The sequence below is a fragment of the Alteribacillus sp. YIM 98480 genome, from assembly GCF_009765375.1.
Classification (GTDB): domain Bacteria; phylum Bacillota; class Bacilli; order Bacillales; family Marinococcaceae; genus Alteribacillus.
Genome location: NZ_VTOK01000019.1, coordinates 387 through 26,044, shown reverse-complemented (window position 1 = coordinate 26,044; position 25,658 = coordinate 387). Strand labels below are relative to the sequence as shown.

Genomic DNA, 25,658 nt, shown 5'->3' with positions numbered 1-25,658 from the left:
AGGAGGGTAAAATGAAAGCCTGGCAAGTACGAAAATTAGGAGAGCCAAAAGAAGCACTTCAAATAGAAAAGATGCCTGCACCCGAGCCTGGATCTGGTGAAGTTCTTATTAAAACAGAAGCAGCTGCCTTGAATTTTTTTGATATTTTACTGTGTAAAGGAGAGTATCAGGAAAAGCCGCCGCTTCCTTTTATTCCTGGCGCAGAGATGGCGGGAGAAATCACCGACACCGGTCCTGATACAATCAGTGCAAAAGGACAGCGTGTGCTAGCTACTCCTCAGCTTCCAAAAGGGGGGTGGAGTGAGCACGTTGTTGTCAAAGAAGAAGATGTTTTCCCTATTCCGGAATCACTTGCAGCAAGTGAAGCAGCTTCAATGTTTATCACGTACCAGACTTCTTATTACGCGCTTCATCGCTGCGGCCGCTTACAAAAAGGGGAGGTACTGTTAGTTCATGCTGGATCAGGAGGTGTGGGCTCGGCTGCGATTCAATTAGGAAAAGCGGCAGGAGCTAAAATCATTGCCACGTCTGGAAGTGATGAGAAAGTTACATTGTGTGAAGAGCTTGGGGCAGATCTAGCGATTAATTACAAAACAGAAGATTTTGTAGAAAAAGTAAAAGCATTTACAGATGGAAGAGGAGCAGATGTTATCTATGATCCTGTCGGAGGCGACGTGTTTGACCGCTCAAGAAAATGTATTGCTTTTGAAGGCAGGATTCTCGTTATTGGATTTGCCGGCGGAAGGATCGCAGAAGCGCCGACCAATCATGCATTGATTAAAAATTACTCTATCGTCGGCGTGCATTTTGGTTTATTCAGAAAAAAATTTCCAGAAAAAGTAATAAAAGCCCATCACGAATTAATGGAACTTCATCAAAAGGGATACATTTCTCCAATGGTGTATGAAGAATTTTCTTTTGAAAACGTAACGGAAGCGCTTGAACGATTAGGGGGACGGCAAACATACGGAAAAGTGGTCATTAAACCTTAAAGAGACAAGGGGGAGTATGGCATGGAAAATCCAATCAAATCAGAGATCAGCAACGGCATAGGTCATCTTATTTTCAATCGGCCAAACAAACGTAATGCTTTATCCACGGAGCTGATCGAACAATCCACGCAGGCACTTAAAGAATTCGAGAATAACCCAGATGTAAAGATAATTATTATATCAGGCGCTGGGCCGGCCTTTTCTGCAGGAGGAGATATTGCCACGATGCAAGCATTAAATGGCCCAGGAGAAATAACAAGCTGGATGAAAAAGGCCTCTCAATTTACTAAAACAATAGTGGAGTCTAATAAATATGTAATTGCGGCGGTGAATGGTTTTGCAGCCGGGGCTGGTTTTAGTTTAGCTTTAGCTTGTGATTTCCTCATATCAGAAAAAAATGCTAAATTTGTGAGCAGTTTTACGAATATTGGATTAATTCCTGATTTAGGTTTGACCAAATTTTTAACAGATCGGGTGCCGCTGCAGCTTGCCAAAGAATGGATTGCAACAGGCCGAGCACTTTCAGCAGAAGAACTGTATGAAAAAGGAGTAATCAACCGTCTAACAGATGCGGACGTTATAAAAGCAGCTGAAACGTTTTCAGAGTTGATTACAAAAGGTTCTCCGCTTAGTCAAGTGTACGAGAAAAAATTATTGAATCATGCCAAAGAGCTTTCTACGGATGCAGCGCTTCAGCAAGAAATAAACGCCCAGACGCTCCTTTTACAATCGGAAGATCACGCAGAAGGGGTCGAGGCTTTTTTAAATAAGCGCAAACCTGCTTTTAATGGGAAGTAGAAGCTTTATTTAGGAGGAGAAGGATGAAAGCATCAAAACAGATGTAAGTGATGGTGTTAGTGTTAGGAGCTTTATTAGTAATAAAACTACCCCATTCGTCATAAGAGCGCGGCGGAAAACCGAGTTTTTTAAAATAACCTGAATGAAATAAAAACAGGGGAGAAGGAGGAATTGTATGTATATTGATCTTCAGTGGAAGGATTCTCTTGCGATCATTACGCTTCAAAATCCCCCGGTTAATGTGCTGACCGACCCGCTGCTGTCCGAATTGGATGACGCTGTAGAAGAAGTGCTTTGCGCCCAAAAAACGCGAGTGGTAATAGTGACAGCAGCTGGAGAGAAAGCTTTTGCAGCAGGTGCAGATATTAGCCAGTTTCCATCTCTTAATAAGCAAACCGGAGTTAATTTAGTAAATAAAGGTAAAAGGGTATTAGATAAGTTTGCCAATGCTCCATTTCCAGTGCTGTGTGCGATGAATGGAATGGCGCTTGGAGGCGGATTGGAACTAGCGCTTGCATGTGATGTGAGAATAGCAGATGAACGAGCAAAAGTGGGATTTCCAGAAACAGGTCTTGGCATTATTCCAGGTTATGGAGGAACGCAGCGTTTTGCTCGTTTAATCGGTACTGGCAAAGCGAAAGAACTGATCTTTTCAGGCGAAACAATCACCGCACAGGAAGCGTTCCGGCTTGGAGCAGTGGAACATTTAGCAGCTGCGGGCACATCGTTAGAAAAAGCGGAAGAGCTGGCAGAAAAAATGACTCAAAAAAGTCCATTAGCACTTGCTAAAGCAAAAAGAGCTGTCAATGAAGGCATCGAACAATCTGTCGAACTCGGGCAGGCCCTTGAAAGTGAGTTATTTGGTGAACTATGCGAATCAAAAGATAAACAAGAAGGCGTTCAAGCATTTATGGAAAAGCGTAAACCAGAATTTGTCGGCAAGTAGAAAGGAGTTTTTGTTCATATGAATACCATTGCAGTAGTAGGAGCAGGAACGATGGGAAATGGCATTGCCCAAGTAGCATCAGAAGCCGGATACAACGTTTTGCTCTGTGATATTAATGAAAAAGGCCTAAACAACGGTCTCAACCGAATAGAAAAAACCCTGCGGAGAAACGTCGAAAAAGAAAAAATAGATCAATCCACTGCAGACGCTATCAGAAACCGGATTACAGCTACCTTACACATAGAAGATGTAAAAGAAGCAGATGTCGTTATTGAGGCCATCATTGAAAAGATCGAACCTAAAAAAGAATTATTTTCAAAATTAGACCAAGTTTGTAAACCATCAGCGATTTTCGCGTCTAATACCTCTGGACTTAGCGTAACGGAAATGGCCGGCGCGGTAAGCCGAAGCAGCCAGGTTATTGGCACACACTTTTTTAACCCGGTTCCGGTAATGCCGCTGGTAGAAGTGGTTCGAGGTGAACAAACATCGGATGAAACGTTTGAAACCGCCCATCGTCTTGTAAAAGAATTTAATAAGACGGCCATTTCTGTAGAAGATGCCCCATTATTTGCTGTAAACCGAATTCTCGTTCCTATGATTAATGAAGCCATATTTGTACTCGGGGAAGGCGTTGCAAGCGCAGAAGACATTGATGAAGGAATGAAACTTGGAGCAAGTCATCCAATCGGACCGTTAGCACTAGCTGATTTGATCGGGCTTGATACAACCCTGTTAGTCATTGAAACGCTGTATACCGAAACGAACGATTCAAAATACAGACCAGCTCCTCTCTTGAAAAAATACGTAAGAGCGGGTCGTTTGGGACGAAAAACAGGAGAAGGATTTTATTCATACAGGTAATACGTAAAATGCACAATATTTTGCAAGGTTAGGTGGGATCATTTGAGCGAACAAAGCATAAACAACAGCCGGCAGGAAACGATTAATTGGGAAAAAGTTGAACATTATCTTCGTTCTGAAATGCCAGATCTTCCAAAAGCCAATATGAAGGTCAAGCAATTTTCGGAAGGTTACTCTAATTTAACGTATTTGCTGCGTATTGGTGATTGGGAAGCCGTGTTAAGGCGGCCGCCGTTTGGTTATGTTCCTCCGAAGGCTCACGATATGAAGAGAGAGCACCGTATTTTAACAAAAGTCCATCCCGTTTTCCCGCTTGCTCCAAAGCCCTACTTCTATTGTGATGATCCAGAAGTGATGGATAAACATTTTTATGTGATGGAAAAAAAGGAAGGCGTTGTGGTGGATGATGAACTGCCTGCTGAATATAAGGATAAAGAAAACGCAGGACAGCTTATTTCAACAAATGTCATTCATACGCTCGCATCGCTTCAATCTATTGACTATAAAGAAGCTGATTTACAAGACCTCGGAAAACCAAAAGGGTATTTAGAGCGGCAGGTCCATGGCTGGATCAAACGGTATGAAAGAGCAGATACGGAGGATAAGCCTCAAGTGAAAGATCTTGAGCAGTGGCTTATCGATCATCTTCCTCCTGAAAGAGAAACAACGATTGTTCACAATGATTTTAAATTGAATAATATGGTGTTAGATGCAGCTGATCCGGGGAAAACTCAAGGCATTCTAGACTGGGAGCTTTCCACCATCGGTGATCCTTTTACGGATTTAGGTTCAACTATTGCTTACTGGGCGGAATCCGATGACCCTGACATAGGCATTTCCAGGGTTACCGATCAATCAGGGTTTTACAGCAGGAGAGAATTTTTAGAGGAATATGCAAATATTAGCGGCCGTGATTTATCGGATATTCATTATTATACGGCCTTTGGTTTTTATAAACTAGCTGGCATTCTCCAGCAGCTCTATCACCGCTGGAAAATAGGAGAAATAGAAGACAGCAGATTCAGCACGTTAAATACAAGTATTGCCAACTTATTGGAAATGGCTGAACAGGCAAGACGCCGCCGCATCGTTTAAGTGGAGCCAATTCCTTCTAAAATAGCGTTGTTGGATCAATTTAACTAAGACTGTAAATCGAATACTTCCGCTAACAATTCATAAGAACGGACTTTTTTATGAAAATCAAAAATATTTGTAATGACCATCATTTCATCGGTTTGATAGAGCTCACCCAAGTGGTGAAGCTCTTTTTTTACGTAGTCAGGTGAGCCGATGACTGCGCGTTTTCGGTTTTCTTGTATTCGTGCTTTTTCCTCAAAGGTAAGAGGGGTGTTTTTGGCTTCTTCTACCGAAACAATTTGGGTGCTCCTGCCTTTTTCAACTGCCAAAAGCCACAAGTCCTGGCTAAGCGCTAATTCTTCAGCTTCTTGCTGCGTTTTTGCGCAGATAACAAATACACAGGCGTTTATTCTAGGATGCGGCATACGCTGCGTAGGCTGAAAACATGATAAGTATTTTTCTGCTGCTTCTTGGCCGTACTCCGGGTTTATAAAATGGCCGTACGTGAAACCAGTACTGTTTTTCGCAGCATGTTTAGCTGCACGTCTAGAAAGCCCAAGGACCCAGGATTGGGGGAGGGTATCAATTGCTGGTGCTGTTTTTATCGTTCCGTAAGGGTGCTCATTTGGTAAATTGTCATCTAAAAAACCTTGCAAATCTGCAAGCTGTCTTGGAAATTCAATTAAGTTTTTCTTTTTTCCATCAGTGAGAGCGAGCCTTATCGTTTCACTGCCTCCTGGAGAACGTCCGACACCAAGGTCTATTCGGCCAGGGAACAGTGCTTCTAGCAGTTTAAAATTCTCCGCTACTTTATAAGGACTGTATTGCGGCAGCAGCACACCGCCTGAACCAATACGAATATGATTGGTGCTTGAAGCTAAGTGAGAAATTAACACTTCGGGGGAGGTGCTGGCGAGCCCGCTTGTACTATGATGTTCTGCCACCCAAAATCTTGAATACCCCAATTTTTCCGCTGTTTGGGCTAGCTGTTTTGTTTGCAGTAACGCCTCACGGGCCGTAGATCCTTTTGAAATGGGGGACTGATCAAGGATGCTTAATTTCAAAAGACAATCTCCTTTCACGTCAATTCATGTCTTAGTCTGTGCTTATTATGGAAGAGATAACAAGAAAAAAGCAAAGTGTTTGCATTTTAATTCGTTTAGAAAACTAAACTTTTCCTAATTGACTTTTTGTACATTTATTTGGTTTACTTCTCTGTTCCGCATCCTGACGTTTTTTCAATATTTTCACTAAGAATACATAAAAATTTTACTTTTTACTAAATCATTAATATGATCGAAGTACGTATTAGAATCAATAAAGTGGAGTTGACTCGACATATGTTTTTCCAAGCACTGCTACAATAAATCCGCACGTATTACCGAAAAGACCAAACGAGATTAAAAATGTAGTTCGAAAACTTACCGGAAAAAGGGGGAGACGTTTTCGCTGGAGGATCTATCTTTTCAAAAAGGAAATTGACTAGGCAGTTTATTAAGTAAATGGAGACGGAGAAAAAGAATGGATCGGGGAGGTAAGTTCTTACATGAGTGTTCTTGTAGTAGGAGGAGCCGGCTATGTTGGTTCACATGCTGTACATCAATTACTAGAGCGGGGAAAACAGCCTGTAGTCGTAGATAATTTACAAACCGGTCATCGTGAAGCCCTGCCAAGAGGCGCGGTGTTTTACAAAGGTGACGTTCGTGATCGTACGTTTATGAGAAATGTTTTTAAACGAAAACGTATTCGGCAGGTAATGATGTTTGCTGCTCATTCTCTTGTCGGTGAGTCGATAGAAAGTCCACTTCAGTATTATGACAATAATGTACATGGCACTCAGGTGCTGCTTGAAACAATGATAGAAGCAAACGTGAAAAAAATTGTATTTTCCTCGACGGCAGCTGTGTATGGAGTATCAGAAGAGGTGCCGATTACAGAGGAAGCGCCAGCTAATCCGGAAACTCCTTATGGAGAAACAAATTGTGCAATAGAAAAAATGATGAAATGGTGTGAAAAAGCCCATGGACTTCGGTATGTGTCGTTTCGTTATTTTAATGCAGCAGGAGCAAGACCGGGTGGGTTGATAGGAGAAGACCACCGCCCGGAAACTCATCTTGTTCCGATTATTTTAGAAGCAGCAATGGGTAAGCGCGAAGCCGTTACTGTATTTGGAGAGGATTATCCGACTGCGGATGGCACGTGTATACGGGATTATATACACGTAGAAGACGTAATTGCTGCCCACCTTAAGGCCCTGACTTATCTAAAAAAGGGTGGGCATAGTGATGTTTTTAACCTTGGAAGCAGTGAGGGCTTTTCTATCAAAGAAATAATTGAAGCTGCTCGTGCAGTTACAGGAAAACAAATTACTGTTACTTCCGGTGAACGCAGAGCAGGGGATCCAGCCAGATTGATTGTTTCTTCTGAAAAAGCAAAAAAAGTGCTTGGCTGGGAGCCAATACGCACCGATATTTACACGATCATTAACGATGCCTGGAATTGGCACAACTTAAATCCTCAAGGATATGGAGACCGGCTGCTATGAATTGGGTAGAAGCACTGGCGTTAGCAGGCAGGAAGCGGGGTATGACTGGTGGGGAAGACAGGTATACAGCCTGCAATCAATAACGCCACCCAGCAAGGCCGCACCTGCTTAAATTGACGCATCCCTAATTATACGGTAAAATTTTCTAGCAAATCAGCTTAAAAATTTCCTGTATGGAAGGGAGACAATGTAAATGGCTGAAGAATTTGTTTATGGAAATACACCATGTTTTTTAAATGGTAAAAAGATATATGATAAAAAAGAACTGAATGAAGTAGATGCCGTAGTGTACGGTGTGCCGTGGGAAGGCGGCGTGACGTGGGGAAATTATACGAGCTGTGAAATGGGGCCGAAATCAATGCGACTTGCGTCAGGCCGCTATTCCGGGTTTTTGCCTGAACTCGATGCTGTCGATGTATTCGAGCATATAAAACTCGGTGACTTAGGCGACATTATGATTAACTGGAACAGCCCTGAAGAAACGATGGATCATATTACCTCGTTCACACGAAAAAATATTTGGAATAACCCGTCTGTGTTTCCAATCGGGTTAGGTGGTGACCATAGCATTACATACCCTATTATTAAGGGACTGGTGGAAGAACAGGGCAAAAAAGTCGGCATCATTCATCTTGACGCGCATTACGACAATGCAAAAACGTTTGGAGACGATAAATATGCAAGAAACACACCGTTTGCCCGTTTGTATGAGCTGGACGGTGTACGTAACGAAAGCTTGATTCATACTGGTATTCACGGCCCTAGAAACAAACCGGAAAGCGGCAAATTTGCCAACGAGGCAGGTGCTGTAACCATTACAGTAAGAGATATCCGTGAATGCAGCGATATCTACAAAATGGCCGATGAGATTTACCAAAAAGCAAGTCAGGATGTAGATGTTGTTTATTTATCCATCTGCAGCGACATTTTGGACTTTGCTTTTAATCCAGGCGGCCCGCCTGATGCGAATGGTCTTACTTCCTATGAATTGCTGACGCTGGTGCACGAATTCGGCAAAAAAGGAATTATCGGTATGGATTTTGTCGAAGTCTATCCGGAAACCGATCTTAACCAGTTTTCTGCTCATCTGGCTTCCACGATCGTGTTGTATGCTCTTGCCGGTGTAGTGAAAAACCAACAGGGTTAAGTTTTTAAATGTTTAGATTCATGTCTCCGTTGGAACTATGTATAGTACTGGACGCGGAGATTCTAAAAGAAGGGTGCCCTTTAGTAACGTAAGGACACCCTTTTTCCGGTTCTATTAGTCAAGGGAAATAATACGTCCATCTACTTCTGGAATAGTCTTTCCAGCTGTAATATACTCACTGATTACATCACTAAGTACTTCGCCGGATTCAAAGATGGTTTCTCCCTCAGTGAAGCTTTCATAGCCGTCACCACCTGCTGCCAAAAAGTCGTTGGTCGCTGCCACATACGTTTCATGTTCATCGAGAGTTTCACCATTTATAGTGAACTCTTGAATTCTAGCTCCTGGTTCTTGTGAAGGGTCAAACGTAAACTGAGCTCCAGATATATGCGGAAAACCTCCGTTCTGTTCTGGATACATTCTAATGCCGTGTTCAATGGCTTCTATAATTTGCTCACCGGTCAATTCAATGGCAACTACTGTATTTGGGAATGGAAAAGCAGTCAGCACATCTTGAAGCGTCACATCACCTGCTTCCATATTATCACGGATTCCTCCGCCATTTGTAATAGCTATATCAGCATCTGTCATCTCCCGCATGGCATCTGTCACGAGGTTGCCAAGGTTGGTTTCCTGGGTACGCACTAATTCTCGTGTTCCATCAAGCGTTGTATCAATCGTACCAATTACTTCACTTAACTGCTCCTCTACTTCCTTTTCATAGGTTGATATAGTTTGCTCGACTTCAGGATCTGGCTCTAATTCTTCATGATCACGTATGAGATGCCCATTTACGGTTAGGAGTTCATTATTATGAAAAACCATATGAGTGATACCGGCTGCTTTACTGTGTTCATAAGCTTGAGAAATAAAAGTATCTCCATGTTTTTCAGGTGACTCTATCCTCGTATGACTGTGTCCACCCAGGATTAAGTCAATTCCGTCCACTTTTTCTGCAATTTCCTGATCGACGGAGTAACCGTTATGGGTTAAAAGAACAACATGATCAGCCTCTTTTTCGGCTTCCTCAACGAGCTCATGGGCAGCATCAACCTCGTCTTCAAATGTTAATCCATCTACATTGTCAGGATGCGTGCTTATAGGCGTATCTGCTGCAGTTAGCCCTACGAGCGCAATTGTTTTATCCAAAACCTTTACTTGATGAGTGGAAGTTAAAAATTCCTCCCCGGATTCTGTGTAAACGACATTGCCGCTTAACACAGGAAAATCAGTCCTATCATCTAATTCCAGCAATCGTTCATATCCGTAATTGAAATCATGGTTTCCGGCAGTTAAGGCGTCATACCCGATTTCATTCATTATGTCTGCTGCCGCTTCGCCTTCATTGAAATTCACGACATTTGTTCCGTGAAAAGCATCACCAAGATCTACTACTAGACTACTTTTACTTTCATTTTCTATCTTGTCTGCAATCGTTGCAATTTTAGCTAAACCCATTTCTCCGTTTTCTTCATCGGCAGCAAGACGTCCATGTACATCGTTGGTATGTACAAAAGTTAGTCTCTCAAAATTGTTTTCATATCGATCAAACAGCTCGTCCATTTGTTCTTCAGTAATAGGATGGTTAGGGCGAAACGGCCCACTTTCATAGTTTTGCAGAAGACCTAGCTGAGCAGCTTTACCACGATGTTTTCCATTTTTAATAGCACTGTCGTACATGTTATTTGCGTTTTCCAATTGAAGAGCGCGCAGCGAAAGGAGCAGGGCCTGGCTGCCAGTAACTGATTTCTCCGTTCCAAATTCTTTTTCTGTCCAGCCGTTTGTAATGCCTAGTTCTAACGCAGCTTCTGCATATGGAGCAAACTCCTCGTCGACATCGTTGAAATGTGTTTCTTCCACTTCCCAACTGTCGACAGGGACATCCATCGTGTCCATTAGTTCTTTGATGAACTCATCACGAGAAATCTCTTCTGCCGCTGATGCCTCGCTTATTGGTAAAATTGATAATAGTGCAGCAGCACACCAGCCGATGGTCCTCTTATTACCCATGCAATCCCTCCTGTAAAATTTTCCAATCAATGTTTATTTTAGGAAAAAAGGATGGGTTTTGAAAGGAATAATTTGGAATCCGGAAATTATCTTGGTGTAAAAAAGAATTAGGAATATTGTCTTAATTAAATTATCTGGTCACATCGAGAAAAGAATGCAATGGGGGAGGTTAGATAAAGAGCCAATCGCAGGCAAAGGTGATAGATTCGATAAGAAAAGATATATCTATTCTTGGTGCTTTTGTGATTGGGTAATAATATCGCTGTTTGCTTTATTTTCCTTAGAGATCGTCAGTGAAGGAAAAAGCCAGGGTGAGCTTCCAAAAGCTAGAGATAATGTCTTTTGTAAGAACAGTCTTTATAGAAATGGCGTGTGGTCGCTCTTTTATCGGCTGTTCAATCGGAACGTCGCATGGAAACTATTTGTACTTCCTCTAATATAGGGAGCTATCCACTCTCTGTCGTAATGGTGGCAGCTCCTTATCATAATAGGAAATCATTGATTAAAAATTCCATAATGGACAAGTTCACTATGTTCTGGCGGCTTTTTTTGTCCTGGATGCTCAGCAGGGTATCCTAATCCTAAAATAGCGACGATACGCCTGTCATCAGGAATGGATAATGCTTTACGGACATATCCCTCTCTTTTTCTTGATTCTTCTTGATCCTGCGCATGATAAATGGCTCCAAACGCCGAACCAAGTCCGTTGTCTACAGCAGCAAGCCAAATGAAGCTGCAAGCAATCGAAGCATCCTGAAGCCAGTATTTACTAATATCGGGCCTGCCCGTTACGACGATCGCACCTTTTACCTCATTCATCCACGGTATAAATGGGCTTGCACCTTCCAAATGTTGAAGCATATCCTTGTTTTGCACCACAATAAATTCACGAGACGGTAAATTATTGCCAGAAGGCGCAAGCACAGCAGCGTCCAATAATTCTTTCATCACTTTATCCGGAATGTTTTTGTCCAGGTAGCTTGTGATTTCACGCCGGTTTCGAATAATATCTTTGTAATCCATTCTAAACCGCCCTTTCTCATCAGAATTGGAACATACTACCATCATATCATTTTTGTTCAACAATTTGAAAAATATCTCCGTTTTCAAAAAGAGCAATCACTTCATCGAGCCAACTGTAATATTTAACAGCTTGTTGAAGTTTGTTAATATCCGTTTCTATTTGTTCTTGTAACGAAACATCATCGGTTTGTTTGTTTATTTCCTTCAACTCGTCAATCGCTTCTAAGGCGGCATTATGGTTATTATCAGTTGCTTCTCGCCAGCGGTTCACAAACACAGAAATAAAAGATTTATACCAATCATCCTCGGTTTGATACAAATCTTTACGCACGCCTTTTTCCCAGACCCTCGACAGCATACATGCATCACTCAAGGCACGAACACCGGTGCTCATACTCGTTTTGCTCATCTCAAGAGCCTTGCTCATGCTGTCTAACGTCATTGGTGCTTCGGAAAATAACACGGTTCCGTATAATCTCCCATTCGTTTCTGAAATGCCGTACAGACCCATATTTTGTGCCATGACCGAGATAAAATGGTGTCTTGTATTTTGAAGCTTTTCCCACTCATATGAGTTCTTTTTATTGGATTCATCCATTAATCAAAACCTCCTTTCCTGCTTTTAGTCCAGTTGAAAAAAGTCTAACAGAAATAAGAGAAGATAGTAAAAGTGAAAGAAAAACAGGAAATATGTCGAAATAGGAAGACATTAATAGATATAAGCAAATAAATTTCATACAGTTTAAACTTTACGATTCAAACAAACTGTATTAACGATAAATAAGATTTGCTACTTTTTCCCTATTCCCGTATAGTGAGGAAAGTAATTTATTTGAACGCAAATCGATTAAATGAGGTGTATAGGGGTGGCCAAGTTAAAAGTTGACGGCCTTACGAAAGTTTTTGGTAAAAAGCCAAAAAAGGCACTAGAGCTGCTTGAGCAAAATAAAAGCAAAGACGACATTTTAAGAGAAACAGGAAATACGGTGGGGGTTAACCGTGCTTCTTTTTCCGTTGAAGATGGAGAAATTTTTGTTATTATGGGGCTTTCAGGAAGCGGGAAATCAACCCTCGTTCGTTTATTAAACCGTTTGATTAATCCTACTTCCGGGAATGTCTGGGTAGACGGAGAAGACTTGTCTACTATGGATGACAAAACATTGCGAGAAGCCCGCCGCAAGAAAATGAGTATGGTTTTCCAAAAATTTGGGTTGTTTCCTTTCCGAACTGTACTCAGCAACGTAGAATACGGACTTGAAGTTCAAGGAGAAGATAGAGAAGAAAGAAGACAAAAAGCATTTAACGCGCTTGAACTGGTTGGTCTAAAAGGCTATGAAAATATGTATCCTGACGAGTTGTCTGGAGGAATGCAGCAGCGTGTTGGATTGGCTAGAGCGCTTGCAAATGATCCGGACATCTTATTAATGGATGAAGCATTTTCCGCACTTGATCCGCTTATTCGTAAAGATATGCAGGATGAACTGCTCGATTTGCAAACGAAAATGAAAAAAACGATCGTGTTTATTACCCATGACTTGGATGAAGCTCTCCGCATAGGAGATCGTATTACCATCATGAAAGATGGGGCCATCGTTCAGATCGGTACCCCTGAAGAAATTCTCACGAATCCAGAAAATGAATACGTAGAAAAATTCGTAGAAGATGTAGACCGTTCAAAAGTTTTCACGGTAGAAAACGTGATGTCGCGTGCGGAATCTGTGAACATGGATAAAGAAGGACCGCGAGTTGCATTGCAGCGGATGAGAGATGCAAAAATTTCCAGCATTTATGTTACCAATAGGGACAGAAAGTTAAAAGGCATTATCCATGCAGATGATGTATCCCGCTTGGTGAAGGAAGGAAAAGACAACATAAAAGAAATTATTCAGACCGATGTTCCGACTGCAGCAAAAGATACGGTACTAAGAGACATTATGAACTTGCTTACCTATACAAATGTACCGGTAGCTGTTGTTGAAGAAGGAAAATTAAAAGGCGTTGTCGTTCGTGGCACGGTCATAGCGGCATTGTCCGGAAGTGAGGTGGAACAAGATGGACTTCCTTCCTAGACTACCGTTAGCCGACTGGATAGATGCGTTTGTTGATTGGTTAAAAAACGCTGATTTCTTGTTTGATACATTAACGGGATTAATTGATGCCATCATTGAAAGCTTAGCAGCGACAATTGGTTTTTTACCTTCATGGATTTTAATTGTTTTAATTAGTGCCCTTACGTTTTGGTTTGCAGGGAGAAAAACAGGGCTTACATTCTTTGTGTTTCTTGGACTTTTTCTCATTGATAATATGGGGTATTGGGAAGACATGGTATTGACGCTTGCGATTGTGATATCTGCTTCCTTAATTTCTGTAGTTGTGGGTGTTCCATTTGGGATTTGGATGGCGAAAAACGATATCGTAGAAAACATTATTAAACCAGTACTTGATTTTATGCAGACGATGCCCGCATTTGTATACTTAATTCCGGCGGTTGCTTTCTTTGGTATAGGGGAAGTACCGGGTGTAGTCGCTTCTGTTATTTTTGCTATGCCGCCGACGATCCGGTTGACGAATTTGGGGATTCGTCAAGTATCTACCGAAGCGATAGAAGCAGCAGATGCATTTGGTTCTACTGCTAGTCAAAAGCTGTTTAAAGTACAGCTTCCAATGGCGAAGGTGACCATCATGGCTGGGATTAACCAGACAATTATGCTCGCTTTATCGATGGTTGTCATTGCTTCGATGATCGGAGCAGGCGGTCTTGGAACAGCCGTTTATTATGCGGTTGGCCGTAATGATGCAGGCGGAGGCTTTGAAGCCGGTTTTGCCATCGTTATTCTCGCTATTATTCTTGATCGCTTAACGCAAAGCTTAAGCAAGGACAAATAAGGCGTTTATCTCTTGTTTTATAAAAAGAACAAGAGTAAACATATATAATATTTTTATAAGGAGTGGGTCAATCATGATGAAGACTTGGAAAAGAGCAGGTATAGCTGCAGGGCTTTCCTTGTCTCTTGTACTTGCAGCATGCGGGGCAGAGGAAGACGAAGAAGATACCACAGAAGGAGAGGCACCAGAAGAAACAGAAGAAAACGGTGCAGATGAAGGAAGTAACGAAGAAGAAGCAGCAGGCAATATCGGAGAAGAAGTAGATTACACCATTACTGGAATTGATGCTGGTGCAGGTGTTATGGCAGCAGCAGAGCAAGCTATTGAAGATTATGAATTAGAAGACTGGAGCGTACAGCCAAGTTCTTCGGCTGCTATGACCAGTGCGTTAGATGATGCAATTGCCAATGAAGAGCCTATTATCGTAACAGGCTGGAACCCGCATTGGAAGTTTGCCGTTCATGACTTGAAATATCTCGAAGATCCTGAAGGGTCTTTTGGTGAAGCAGAAGACATTCATACCCTTGTAAGAAGCGATTTGGAAGCGGATATGCCGGAAGCTTATCAGGTTCTCGATAACTTCTATTGGGAAGGCGAGGATATGGAAGAAGTCATGCTCGAAGTTAATGAAGGAACCGAACCAGAAGAGGCTGCCCGTGCTTGGGTAGATGAAAATGAAGACATGGTTTCCGAATGGACAGAAGGTGTCGAAGAAGTAGATGGTGAACAAATCACTTTCGCATTTGTAGCTTGGGATTCTGAAATTGCTTCTACCAATGTCGTGGCAACTGTATTGTCTGATCTTGGGTATGAAGTCGAGACAAATTCAATGGAAGCACCGATTATGTTTGGTGCAGTTGCCGAAGATGAAGCAGATGCAATGGTAGCAGCATGGCTCCCAGCAACACACGAACAATATTACAACGACTATGAGGGAGAATTCGAAGATCTTGGTGCAAACCTAGAAGGTGCAAAAATCGGTCTAGTTGTACCAGAATACGTGGAAGCTGATTCCATCGAAGATCTTCAATAAAATTTTTCTGAACCACTCCAGCTTTGGGGTGGTTCTTTTTTTATAAGCAGCATTGGCGAGTAAAACGACGTTTTTGGCTAGTATTTGGTTCAAAACGGCGAGTAAATCGGCAAATTCGGATAGTGTTGGAAATTGACTGGAAATTACCCCCCTATGATGCTTTCTATCAATCACCATCGCCGCTGTTTCCTGCAATCCTAGAACTCGACTTGTCTCCGAGTCCTATGGCGCTTATACTTTGAACCTTTAACAAAGTTAAACTTTCTAAAGTGCAAAAAAGAAGGCATGGAGAAAGGATCTCCATACCTTCTTCAATGGGCGTACTAGATCTCATCCGCCGCTCACTGGCGGGATCAATGCAACAGTATCTCCTTCTTTAAGCACTTCCGATCCATCAGCATAATCTTCATTCACTGCAGCCATGGTTTGATCAAGAGATTGCAAACCGTGCTCTTTTTCCAGCCACTGCTTTAACTGATCGACGGTTAAGCCAGCTTTTTCAATATTCAAACTGTCTTTACCGATTTCTTCTTGCAACCGGGCAAAAAATAATATTTTAATCATCATTTGCTCCTTTCGGGGGTTTTCCTTTTGGATACGGGGTTTTTTCTAACTGATCACCTATCCAGGCTGATCCATCATCCCAATACTCTTTTTTCCAAATAGGGACAATCTGTTTTATGCGCTCAATAATATATTCATTTGCTTCATATGCTGTTTTTCGGTGAGGAGATGACACCGCAATGACGACAGCTGCATCGGAAATATCTAACGTTCCTGTGCGATGGGTAATCGCACTCCTTGCATCCGGCCATTTTTCTTGCACTTCTTTATCAATTTGCGCCAGCATTTTTTCGGCCATATCTTTATACGCCTGGTACTCTAAGCGAAGAGTTCGTTTGCCATCAGTAAATTCACGAACCGTTCCGATAAATGTAGTAATAGCTCCGCACTCACGACGTGTCACTTTCTGAATAACATTTTCTGTTGATATTGGGTGGTCCGTTACTTCAAAACGTTTCTCTTTATTCATCTTGTTTTCTCACCTTTTGAAAAATATAATCAATATATTCGACATCGTCTTGCAAAAAGAAATGTGGCACCGGCAGGCGTTTTTGCTCACCCGTGTTTTTATAATGAGAAATAGCACAAATCACATTTGTGCACTGGTCTAGAAGGTGTTCATCTTCTTGATTACGCAATAGTACTACTTTTGGATAAGCGGCATTTTTGTAGCCTTCTACAAAAATAATATCAGGGTGAAAATGATAATATAATTCAATAATTTCCTCTAGGCCCCACTGATGGGTTGAAGCTTGCAGATGCAGCATCCCGCTTCCTTCTACAGAGGAAAGGAAGGCCCCAGCCTGCTGGTGGCGGGAGCTGTCTTTATCGTTCTTCTCCGTTGCTGGCTCTCCGCCGTGGCCATGATGTTTTACGGAAGCTGCTTGAAGGCCCCTGCAACTGCTTTTTTTTATTAACTTTTCCATTAACGTTGTTTTTCCGCTGTTCTCGTAACCAATTATTTGTAAGACGGGACAATATTGGCCCATGGCCATTCACTTCCTTGCTCATCGTCGATCAGTAAAATGTCCACTATCATTCCTTTTTCATACCCGCGTGTACCTCCAGGAAGAACAATTAAAGCAGACGCTTCAGCAAGAGAAGTGACAGAACCTGATTTATCAAGTCCAGCTGGAACCGCTTGATACTGACCGTCCTCATCGAACAGTTTGGCACGAACAAAGCGTGTGAACGGGTTAGGCTTCGGAAAGCTCGCGCCCAATACCGCTTTAGATTTTCTTAAATGGGGTTTATTAGTAAATAAAGAATGGCGGACAATCGGACGAACAAAAAGCTCAAAGCCGACATAGCAGGCAGATGGATTTCCAGATAAACCGTAAATAAGCTTGTCTTCCATAGCAGCAATGGTGGTAACGCTGCCCGGACGCATACCTACTTTATTAAATAACACCGAGGCATTTAATTCTTTTAAAATAGCAGGCATGTAGTCATAATCACCGACAGATACACCGCCTGTCGTTATTAATAAATCTACTTCCGTCAAGGCGTCTTGAACTGCACGCAGACAATCATCAAAATCATCACTGAATTTGCCAAAATATTTCGGTTCTGCACCTGCTTTTTCAATTTGAGCCATTATCATATAGGCATTACTGTTACGTATTTTCCCTGGCTGCAGAGGCTCCTTGACTTCTAAAAGTTCACTTCCTGTAGCAATGATACCAATAACAGGTTTTTTGGCAGCCGGGACTTTATCATATCCAAATGTAGCAAGTAATGCACTGATGCCCGGTGTAATACAGGTACCTTTATCGATGAGAGATGCTCCTGCTTTCGTATCTTCACCTTGAAAGGATATATTGTCTCCGGCTTTAAAAGACCGTTTGATCTCAATATAGTTGTTATTATTATCTTTTTTCTCTTTAACAAGTTCTAGCATAACGACAGCATTGCAGCTGTCAGGAATTTGGGCTCCGGTCATTATCCGCACGGCTTGTCCTCGTTTGACTTCATTTTTAAATACAGAGCCGGCGCCGATTTTACCGATCACTTCGAGAACTGCTGGGTTTTCCTGGGATGCCTCGGCTGTATCTTCGGCAATAACAGCAAATCCGTCATAAGGAGAGCGGTCAAATGATGGCACGTCATGATCGGCTTTTAAATCTTCAGCCAAAAAACGGCCATGTGCTTTTTCTAGCGGAACCCATTCTTTTTCTTGTCTTTTTTTATAATTCATCACTCGTTCTACAGCTTCAGCAACCGGGAGGGGGGTTCGTTTTTCTACCATGCTCTCTACTCCTTTTCTTTTGCAATAAAGCGGTGATATAAATGTTTGGCTTTGTCAATTTCTTTCGTCCCATGGATAAGTACGCGTCCATCTTGAAAAATGGCGAGTCTGCAGTCACTTAATGTGCATATTAAAATATAACTGTTTTTTCGAACGTTTCCATGTTGTTTGAGTTCACTGGCAAGCGTGTTAAAATCGTATTCTTTTTTCTCCGATGGCCGGATTTGGACGGTATTTCGTCCGCACAATACCTCAAGCTTGGTATCTTGTTCGTGGACTAGGTATGGATAGGTTCTCTCTTTGCCGCAGGAAGGGCAGTCTGTTTTCTTTATCTTGTCGGTGCGGATTGATTGCTGCTGGGTGTTCCATACATCAAACAACAGCAATGTCCCGCGTAATGACTCTTCTTGATTCGTAAGTATTTTTAATGCTTCGGTCGTTTGATGAGCGGATGTCATCTGAACGGCAGGAGCAATGATGCCGGACGTTTCACAGCTCATACTGCTGCTAGGGATGGTGGAAAGAATGCATTGCAGGCAAGGGGTCTTTTCGGGAAGAAATGTATATGACATTCCAAAACTTCCTGCAAAAGCACCAAAAATCCACGGAACACGGTATTTCTGCGAAAGGTCATTTATAATGAAACGAATATCAAAGTTATCGCTTCCATCAATAACTACATCGGCGTCTTGAACTAATTTTTTCAGATTATCGGCTTTGGCGTCGAGTACATATGCTTTTACCGTTGTGTCTTTATTAATACTTTGCAGCCGTTCTTTGGCTGCGATAGCTTTTGGGTGATTATGTTCAGCATCGGCTTCGGTGTATAATTGCTGCCTGTGAAGATTACTCCATTCGACAAAATCTCTGTCTATTATCGTAAGGGTGCCGACACCAGCCCGAACGAGCGTCTCTGCACTCGCGCTTCCAAGGGCGCCGGCTCCAAGAACGAGCACATGTTTTTCCTGGAGCCGTTTTTGACCTTCTTTTCCGATTCCGGAGAAAAGTTCTTGTCTTGAGTAACGAGTATCCATCGGTCCTTTCCTCCTTATTTGTCTATCCGCCTATATAAGACATCTCAATTTTCTTTCGTTTTTTCACGGTTTCTTCTGTTCTTTCCTCAGAATATCTGTCGCTGCGGCTGGACCAGATCGAAGTCAGGTAGTGTTCCAATTCTTCTGTAGAGGCACCGTTTCTAAGGAAAGCTCGTAAATCATGGCCTGATTCGGCAAACAGACAAGTGTAGAGTTTCCCGTCTGCTGAAATACGTGCCCGCGTACAGCTCGAACAAAACGCATCAGAGACAGAAGAGATAAACCCAACTTCCACATCACTGTCTTTATAACGGTACCTTGACGCCACTTCTCCAAAATAAGCTTTTTCTACTGGAATTAATGGGGCAATATCAGTCAGCTTTTCATAAATTTCTTTTTTGGTTACCACATCAGAAAAGTTCCAGCCGTTCGTTTGACCGACATCCATATATTCAATAAAACGGAGAGTGATGCCTCTAGCTTTGCAATATTCTGCCAGAGGACGGATTTGTCCGTCATTGACTCCTTTTTTTACGACCATGTTTACTTTTACCTTAAGGCCGGCTGACAAAGCAGCATCGATACCATTTAAAACTGCTTTCGGTTTTACATTCCTGCCGTTCATGGTCTGAAAAATCTTTTCCTCAATTGCATCAAGACTGACATTTACTCTATGCAAACCGGCTTCCTTTAAGGTTTTTGCCTGTTTAACCAAGTATACACCGTTTGTCGTTAAACCAATATCATGGATTCCTTCCAATGCGGATAATTGTTTTATTAAAAGAGAGAGGTTTTTTCGCATTAACGGTTCACCACCGGTAATACGAATTTTTTCTGCTCCTAGTTTTGTAAATTGTTCCGCCAGACGAAGGATTTCTTCAAAGGAAAGCAGCTCACTTTCTGGCATGAACGGATAATCATCGCCAAATATTTCTTTAGGCATACAGTAGGAACAGCGAAAATTGCAGCGATCTATAACAGAAATACGCAAATCGCGTAATGGACGGTTTAACGTGTCTGTGATAACATTTCTTTTCATTATTTCCCTCCTAAGAGGATTAATTAGTAATACAGAGGATTAATTAGTAATACAAGACTAGGATGACAAGACGGAGGTGAATGTATTACCTATATATCTGATCATTTATAGGTTCTATAGGTGCCATTTTATCATAAAAACTTGTCCTGTTAAGGAAAGGAGAACATTTTATCGGTGATCAGCATGCGAGAAACGGCAGTTTTCAGCATTTCAAATTGATCACACCCCCGACAATGTAAACCCTTTCTTTTCTTTCTGCTCTATTCCTATCTTATTTACAAATTTCCCCATAATGAAATATTTTCCCCTAAATTTCTAGTCATTGTAAATGAAAGCTTTCTAATTAGCAAGCATTATTTTTATTATTAGGAAAACTTGGCTTGCCGCCAAATCCAAATGGCGGAAGCTCTAGTTTTCCTTATACTTTGAACCATTAACAAAGTTAGAATTCTCCTAAAGTAGTAGGAAAACTTGGCTTGCTGCCAAATCCAATGACAATATACTTTGATCCTTTAGCAAAATTAAAATATCCGAAAAGTATAAAAAAAATATAAAAAAACTTGAATTTTCAGATAGGTTATTTTAATATTAATTCATGATACTTTGTTTCACAAGAAACCAATGTTTCCTTTATGTCACTTTTATTATATACTATAAAAGTTAAGAAAAGAAAGTGTCATTGAGAATTTAATGGCATTAATTTTTACCAGTTATTTGATTTGATTTGAAAGCGGTAACAAAAATCTTATTAAAACGGAGGAAAACAATTATGAAAATAATAGTAGGGATTTCGGGAGCTACTGGGCCAATTTATGGCATTCGATTATTAGAAGCATTAGATCAGGCTGGAGTAGAAACCCATTTAATACTTAGCGAGTGGGCAGAAAAAACCATTGCTATTGAAACGACTTATACTGTTGATTATGTTAAGGGGCTAGCATCCTATATTTATAATACTTCAAATCAAGCTGCAGTTATTTCTAGTGGTTCATTCATTACGGATGGTATGATTATTGCTCCTTGCAGTATGAAAACGCTGGCATCTATTAGCTTTGGCCTTGCTGATAATTTAATCAGCCGTAGTGCTGATGTAGTGTTAAAAGAAAATAGAAAATTAGTAATTCTCCCACGTGAGGCACCTTTGAATCAGATACACATTGAAAATATGCTGCGCTTGTCGAAAATGGGAGTTGTTATTAATCCACCAATGCCTGCCTTTTATAATCATCCTCAATCGGTAGATGACATTATTAATCATACAGTTGCACGCACTCTAGATCAATTCGGTATAGATAATCAATTAACGAAAAGATGGCTTCAAAAAACGTAATGCAGAAAACGAGGCTGTCTCAAAAGGGTGATTTAGGGTGTGAAAATCATTTAGCCACTGACTGATTGGAAAGCTTTTTCTATTAGTCACTTCTTTATGTTCATTCCATTTGTAATATTAAAGTCATTCTATTAAGGGGGTGTTTAAATGTAAGGAAGATACATTATTTATGCATTATTTAAAATTTTAAAACAAAAGAAAGGGTGGTATTTTGAAAGTGAAAATGAATGCAGGCGTGTTGTTTAGGGTATGTATCGTATTAACCTTATTTGTACTTATTGCTGCGTGTTCAGAAGCAACAGAAGACACTGCTAGCAGTGAAACTTCAGAAAGTGAAGGAGAAAGTGAAGCAAACAGCAGTGAACAGGAAGAGGGTGAGGAAGAAGAGGAGAGTGGAACTTTCCCTGAAAAAGAAATCACTATAGTAGTAAGTAATTCTGCTGGGGGAAGTAACGATATGGCTGCGCGGTCCATAACAGAACCGCTGCAAGAAATATTAGATGTTCCTGTAGTGGTGGAAAACGTTGAAGGAGCAGGTGGAAACATAGCAAGGGCACAAATTTTCGGTGAAGACCCTGATGGTTATACCTTACTTAAAACTCCTATCCCTTCCATGGCAATTGGTGAAATAGTAGAAGAGGGGGATTTTAACACCTTAGATTTTGAGCCGGTATTTAATATGTTTGGAAACACATCCAATGTGGTGATTGTTCCTGAGGACTCCCCATATGAAACAATTGATGATCTCATTGAAGCGTCAGAATCCGAGAGCTTAAAAGCATCAGGATCAGGTACAGCCACAAACGCTGCTTTAGGGAGTATTTTCCTAGATGAAATGGGTGTTAAACACGAATATGTTCCGTTTGATGGAGGTAGTGAATCTGTTCAGCAGGTAGCTGGCGGACATGTTGATTTTGGGGTAGCGAGTGAAATTGCTGCACAATCTCCGGTGGAAGAAGGTTTAGTTCGCGTCATTGGAACAACAGCTAATGAAAGACTTGATAGTTTTCCAGATGCTGAGACTTTAGTTGAAAACGGTTACGAAGACTTAGGATTCGAAATTCTTTATGGTTTTTGGGCTCCGCCAGGTACTCCAGAAGACGTCATAGAGACACTTTCTGAAGCGATGAAGGAAGCAAGCGAGGATCCTTCTTTCAGTGAAGCAGCAGAACGGGCTGGGTTTAAAGAAAAGATCTTAATGCCAGATGAATTTGCAGAAGAACGAGATGCTCAATATCAAGTTATTGAAGGGTTTCAAGAAAGATTTTCAACTGAATAATCATTTTTCTTAGTTTTATACGGTTCTGGGCGGCTCCTGGCAGCTGCCCAGAACGCAATAATTGCAGGAGGAGGGCTAATATGGAACAGCAACAGAGCTATGTGCCTGTCTTTTTCAACCTTTTTATTTTTCTTGCTTCCATACTGTTTTTAACTCTATCTTTTACTAGTTTATCAGATGAATCAGCTCTTGCTCCGATTCTGGTGTGTTCTATTATGGCAGTCTTGTCAGCGATTGCAGTATTGGTTGATTTTAGAAAAGCAAGAAATGAAGCCGTTGCAGGTGATGAAGAGGAAGAACAAACCGAAGAAGAAAGGAAGCCTAAAAAACCGGTTTGGATGATAATACTATTTACTCTTGGTTATTACTTATTGATTGTAAACCTAGGGTTTTTCGTTTCTACTGTGGTGTTTTTGGTTTTCATTCCAATCTTTTATAAATATAATAAGTTGAAATTTGTTGTTTTGTCTATGATTTCATTTTTTATTATATATTGGGTTGGTTTTTACATGTTAATGAATGTTCGCTTTCCTCAAGGGCTTCTCTTTTGATTGGTAACTTTATAAGAAAAGGAAGGTGATAACTTATGTGGCTTGAAGCGTTTAGTATGTTTTTAAGTATAGAATATATTCTAATTGTTATAGGAGGAACATTACTTGGCATTACTCTAGGATCATTACCTGGACTGGGCCCAGCTTTTACTTTAGCTCTTTTTTTACCAATGACATTTGGTATGGATCCCCCTTCTGCGCTTGTATTTTTAGGCGTCTTGTATTCTTCAAGTGTATTTGGAGGCTGTATCACGGCTATTCTTATTAATGCTCCTGGAACTCCTGGATCGGTAGCAACTACATTTGATGGATACCCTTTAGCACAGCAAGGTAAAGGCGGGCTGGCACTTGGAGCTGCAGCTACTGCTTCACTTGTTGGGGGAATTTTTGGTTTTATTGCTTTAGCAACTATTTCTCCTTTAATAGCAAGTATTGCTCTTAAATTTAATCCTGCAACATATTTTATGCTTGCTCTATTTGGTCTTTCAATGGTTGCATTTGCAGCACACGGAAATACCTTAAAGGGGTTAATGTTAGCTGGATTTGGTCTGCTTATATCATTTATAGGACGTGATCCGGTTAGCGGTGGATTGAGATTTACTTTCGATAATATTTATTTAGAAGATGGGATCTCCTTCGTACCGTCTGCAATTGGTTTGTTTGCCCTTTCTCAAGCCTTCGTTCTGATTGGTCAGGGCGGTACGATTTCCAAAATAGGAGGTAGTATTGGTAAAGTCAGTGAAGGCGTAATAGCAACATTTAAAAGACCTATCAATTTAACCCGTTCTAGTATAACTGGGGTCGTTTTAGGAGCTATTCCTGGAGTGGGGATTTCCATTGCCAATTTTGTTGCTTATATGTTTGAACAGCGGTCATCCAAAAAGCCAAAATCATATGGAAAAGGAAACGTTGGAGGAGTTGTTGCTCCGGAAAGTGCAAATAATGCCACTACGGTTTCGGAATTAATACCGGCAATAACGCTTGGATTACCAGGTGGGGCTACCTCTGCTATATTTTTAGCAGCTATTACGTTACACGGTTTAGAACCAGGAGCATCATTTTTTTCAAGTAGTTCTTCTGTTTCTTACATTGTTTTTGTAGGTATGCTCTTAGCTCAGTTTGCTTTTTTCATTGTTGCATTAATTGGTATGAAACACTTTGTAAGGGTAACTAGTATGCCAAATGAACTTTTAGGAGCAGGGGTTATTACGTTAGCGCTAGTCGGAGCATATGCTTATAACTATAAAGTAACGGATATGTTGATTGCTATAGCCTTTGGTGTACTTGGATATATACTAGTTAAATATAAGTACCCGCTTGCTCCACTTATTTTAGGGTTGGTATTAGGGAGTATGGTTGAGAGCAATTATCGTAGAGCACTGTTAATGTCTGATGGCTCTTATGGTATCTTTTTTACTCCTATTCCATTAACTATTTTAATAGTAACAATATTAATATTGGCTTCTCCAATGATTATAGGTTTCATAAAGAAATTGTTTAACAAATCGGATGGGGGATTAACAAATACACATAGTAAATAACAAAGGAATTGCAATGACTATGTTTCTTGCCTTTGTTTATTAACATTCAGTAGCTTATCTGTTGGGAAATGACGATAGGGTATTTGTTGCACTGTTTACCATATTAAATTTTTAAATTATTTTCTATTAGTAAAGGAGAATGTATGATGGATACAACAAAAACAAATCCTAGTTTTCAAACTCATTTGAAAAAACTTGAAGAGAGAGGGCTCGTTCACCATATCTATAAAGAAATAAACAAAGATACAGAATTACATCCACTGGTAAGATGGCAATTTCGCGGTAATATTCCAGAAGCTGAAAGAAAAGCTTTTGTTTTTCATAATGTTGTAGACAGTAACGGCCGTAAATATGATATTCCGGTTGTGGTTGGCGGTCTCTCTGTAAACCGCGAAGTATACAGTTTAGGGATGGGAGTTCCTGTTGAAAAAATAGGAGAAAAGTGGGCAGAAGCTAAATCTAATCCTATTGCCCCTGTTAACGTAGATAGTGCTCCGTGTCAAGAGGTCGTTTACCAAGGGGATGAACTGGATGAAGATGGAAAAGGATTGGAACACCTTCCGGTTCCTATTTCCACACCAGGTTTTGATAATGCTCCTTATACTACTAATTCTATGTACGTATCGAAAGATCCTGAAAACGGAATTCAGAATCTGGGTACATATCGCGCCCAAATTAAAAGTTCTAGACGTCTTGGCATGAACCCATCGATTGAAATGGGACAGGGAATTTACCAACACTGGCTTAAATA

The 25,658-nt window shown here is 41.0% G+C and carries 25 protein-coding genes; 15 read left to right on the top strand and 10 right to left on the bottom strand.

Annotated elements, in window-relative coordinates; all coding sequences use genetic code 11:
* Positions 1 to 11 precede the first annotated feature (11 nt).
* From FZF09_RS19400 to FZF09_RS19380, 5 genes are all read left to right on the top strand, one after another.
* Positions 12 to 992 (top strand): NADPH:quinone oxidoreductase family protein, encoded by a 981-nt coding sequence (locus FZF09_RS19400; RefSeq protein ID WP_158738243.1) that lies wholly within the window; start codon positions 12 to 14, stop codon positions 990 to 992.
* A 21-nt stretch (positions 993 to 1,013) separates the two neighbouring features.
* Positions 1,014 to 1,790, top strand: coding sequence for an enoyl-CoA hydratase/isomerase family protein (locus tag FZF09_RS19395; protein WP_158738242.1), 777 nt, complete (start codon positions 1,014 to 1,016; stop codon positions 1,788 to 1,790).
* A gap of 175 nt (positions 1,791 to 1,965) precedes the next feature.
* Positions 1,966 to 2,736, top strand: coding sequence for an enoyl-CoA hydratase/isomerase family protein (locus FZF09_RS19390; RefSeq protein ID WP_158738241.1), 771 nt, complete (start codon positions 1,966 to 1,968; stop codon positions 2,734 to 2,736).
* A gap of 18 nt (positions 2,737 to 2,754) precedes the next feature.
* Positions 2,755 to 3,600 (top strand): 3-hydroxybutyryl-CoA dehydrogenase, encoded by an 846-nt coding sequence (locus tag FZF09_RS19385; protein WP_158738240.1) that lies wholly within the window; start codon positions 2,755 to 2,757, stop codon positions 3,598 to 3,600.
* Positions 3,601 to 3,642: 42 nt separating this feature from the next.
* A complete protein-coding gene (locus FZF09_RS19380) occupies positions 3,643 to 4,695 on the top strand; it encodes a phosphotransferase family protein (RefSeq protein WP_233269570.1) in 1,053 nt (350 codons plus the stop codon).
* A 44-nt stretch (positions 4,696 to 4,739) separates the two neighbouring features.
* On the opposite strand, the gene FZF09_RS19375 is transcribed toward FZF09_RS19380, so the two are convergent.
* Positions 4,740 to 5,741, bottom strand: coding sequence for an LLM class flavin-dependent oxidoreductase (locus FZF09_RS19375; protein ID WP_158738239.1), 1,002 nt, complete (start codon positions 5,739 to 5,741; stop codon positions 4,740 to 4,742).
* A 482-nt stretch (positions 5,742 to 6,223) separates the two neighbouring features.
* Here FZF09_RS19375 and galE point away from each other — a divergent pair, with 482 nt between their 5' ends.
* Positions 6,224 to 7,222: a UDP-glucose 4-epimerase GalE gene (gene galE, locus FZF09_RS19370; protein WP_158738238.1), complete on the top strand. Its 999-nt coding sequence runs from the start codon at positions 6,224 to 6,226 to the stop codon at positions 7,220 to 7,222.
* 193 nt (positions 7,223 to 7,415) lie between these two features.
* Entirely contained in the window at positions 7,416 to 8,369 is a 954-nt protein-coding gene (locus tag FZF09_RS19365; RefSeq protein ID WP_158738237.1) for an agmatinase family protein, read from the top strand.
* 114 nt (positions 8,370 to 8,483) lie between these two features.
* On the opposite strand, the gene FZF09_RS19360 is transcribed toward FZF09_RS19365, so the two are convergent.
* The 3 genes from FZF09_RS19360 to FZF09_RS19350 all read right to left on the bottom strand — a co-directional run bounded on the left by FZF09_RS19360 (position 8,484) and on the right by FZF09_RS19350 (position 12,000).
* Positions 8,484 to 10,379, bottom strand: a complete 1,896-nt coding sequence (locus FZF09_RS19360) for a 5'-nucleotidase C-terminal domain-containing protein (RefSeq protein WP_158738236.1) — start codon at positions 10,377 to 10,379, stop codon at positions 8,484 to 8,486.
* A 495-nt stretch (positions 10,380 to 10,874) separates the two neighbouring features.
* The gene (locus tag FZF09_RS19355) at positions 10,875 to 11,402 is read right to left on the bottom strand and encodes a nitroreductase family protein (protein WP_158738235.1); all 528 of its coding nucleotides are present in this window, start codon (positions 11,400 to 11,402) and stop codon (positions 10,875 to 10,877) included.
* Positions 11,403 to 11,448: 46 nt separating this feature from the next.
* Complete coding sequence (locus FZF09_RS19350) at positions 11,449 to 12,000, bottom strand: GbsR/MarR family transcriptional regulator (RefSeq protein WP_158738234.1); 552 nt, start codon at positions 11,998 to 12,000, stop codon at positions 11,449 to 11,451.
* A 268-nt stretch (positions 12,001 to 12,268) separates the two neighbouring features.
* On the opposite strand from FZF09_RS19350, the gene FZF09_RS19345 reads away from it, so the two are divergent.
* From FZF09_RS19345 to FZF09_RS19335, 3 genes are all read left to right on the top strand, one after another.
* Positions 12,269 to 13,471, top strand: a complete 1,203-nt coding sequence (locus FZF09_RS19345; RefSeq protein WP_304503073.1) for a quaternary amine ABC transporter ATP-binding protein — start codon at positions 12,269 to 12,271, stop codon at positions 13,469 to 13,471.
* Positions 13,455 to 14,288 carry an ABC transporter permease gene (locus FZF09_RS19340; RefSeq protein WP_158738233.1) on the top strand — a complete coding sequence of 278 codons (834 nt, stop codon included), beginning with the start codon at positions 13,455 to 13,457 and terminating at the stop codon, positions 14,286 to 14,288. The genes FZF09_RS19345 and FZF09_RS19340 overlap by 17 nt, the downstream gene beginning before the upstream one ends.
* A 73-nt stretch (positions 14,289 to 14,361) precedes the next feature.
* On the top strand, positions 14,362 to 15,321 hold the full coding sequence (locus FZF09_RS19335; RefSeq protein ID WP_158738232.1) for a glycine betaine ABC transporter substrate-binding protein: 960 nt from the start codon (positions 14,362 to 14,364) through the stop codon (positions 15,319 to 15,321).
* A 330-nt stretch (positions 15,322 to 15,651) separates the two neighbouring features.
* On the opposite strand, the gene moaD is transcribed toward FZF09_RS19335, so the two are convergent.
* From moaD to moaA, 6 genes are read right to left on the bottom strand one after another with little or no spacing between them, the layout of a single operon-like run.
* The gene (gene moaD, locus FZF09_RS19330) at positions 15,652 to 15,885 is read right to left on the bottom strand and encodes a molybdopterin converting factor subunit 1 (protein WP_158738286.1); all 234 of its coding nucleotides are present in this window, start codon (positions 15,883 to 15,885) and stop codon (positions 15,652 to 15,654) included.
* Positions 15,878 to 16,354 (bottom strand): molybdenum cofactor biosynthesis protein MoaE, encoded by a 477-nt coding sequence (locus tag FZF09_RS19325; RefSeq protein WP_158738231.1) that lies wholly within the window; start codon positions 16,352 to 16,354, stop codon positions 15,878 to 15,880. Before FZF09_RS19325 ends, moaD begins: the two co-directional genes overlap by 8 nt.
* Positions 16,347 to 16,874: a molybdopterin-guanine dinucleotide biosynthesis protein B gene (gene mobB, locus FZF09_RS19320; RefSeq protein ID WP_233269569.1), complete on the bottom strand. Its 528-nt coding sequence runs from the start codon at positions 16,872 to 16,874 to the stop codon at positions 16,347 to 16,349. The genes FZF09_RS19325 and mobB overlap by 8 nt, the downstream gene beginning before the upstream one ends.
* Positions 16,844 to 18,133, bottom strand: a complete 1,290-nt coding sequence (locus FZF09_RS19315; RefSeq protein ID WP_158738229.1) for a molybdopterin molybdotransferase MoeA — start codon at positions 18,131 to 18,133, stop codon at positions 16,844 to 16,846. The genes mobB and FZF09_RS19315 overlap by 31 nt, the downstream gene beginning before the upstream one ends.
* Positions 18,134 to 18,138: 5 nt before the next feature.
* A complete protein-coding gene (locus FZF09_RS19310) occupies positions 18,139 to 19,167 on the bottom strand; it encodes a MoeB/ThiF family adenylyltransferase (protein ID WP_158738228.1) in 1,029 nt (342 codons plus the stop codon).
* Positions 19,168 to 19,189: 22 nt separating this feature from the next.
* Positions 19,190 to 20,206, bottom strand: a complete 1,017-nt coding sequence (moaA, locus tag FZF09_RS19305; protein ID WP_158738227.1) for a GTP 3',8-cyclase MoaA — start codon at positions 20,204 to 20,206, stop codon at positions 19,190 to 19,192.
* Positions 20,207 to 20,975: 769 nt separating this feature from the next.
* Here moaA and FZF09_RS19300 point away from each other — a divergent pair.
* The 5 genes from FZF09_RS19300 to FZF09_RS22695 form a co-directional block, all read left to right on the top strand.
* A complete protein-coding gene (locus tag FZF09_RS19300; RefSeq protein ID WP_158738226.1) occupies positions 20,976 to 21,536 on the top strand; it encodes a UbiX family flavin prenyltransferase in 561 nt (186 codons plus the stop codon).
* A gap of 223 nt (positions 21,537 to 21,759) precedes the next feature.
* The gene (locus FZF09_RS19295; RefSeq protein ID WP_233269575.1) at positions 21,760 to 22,815 is read left to right on the top strand and encodes a Bug family tripartite tricarboxylate transporter substrate binding protein; all 1,056 of its coding nucleotides are present in this window, start codon (positions 21,760 to 21,762) and stop codon (positions 22,813 to 22,815) included.
* Positions 22,816 to 22,895: 80 nt separating this feature from the next.
* Positions 22,896 to 23,366: a tripartite tricarboxylate transporter TctB family protein gene (locus FZF09_RS19290; RefSeq protein ID WP_158738224.1), complete on the top strand. Its 471-nt coding sequence runs from the start codon at positions 22,896 to 22,898 to the stop codon at positions 23,364 to 23,366.
* A 35-nt stretch (positions 23,367 to 23,401) separates the two neighbouring features.
* On the top strand, positions 23,402 to 24,907 hold the full coding sequence (locus FZF09_RS19285) for a tripartite tricarboxylate transporter permease (RefSeq protein ID WP_158738223.1): 1,506 nt from the start codon (positions 23,402 to 23,404) through the stop codon (positions 24,905 to 24,907).
* Positions 24,908 to 25,050: 143 nt separating this feature from the next.
* The coding region (locus FZF09_RS22695) for a UbiD family decarboxylase (protein ID WP_199256829.1) at positions 25,051 to 25,658 on the top strand (608 nt) is incomplete at its 3' end.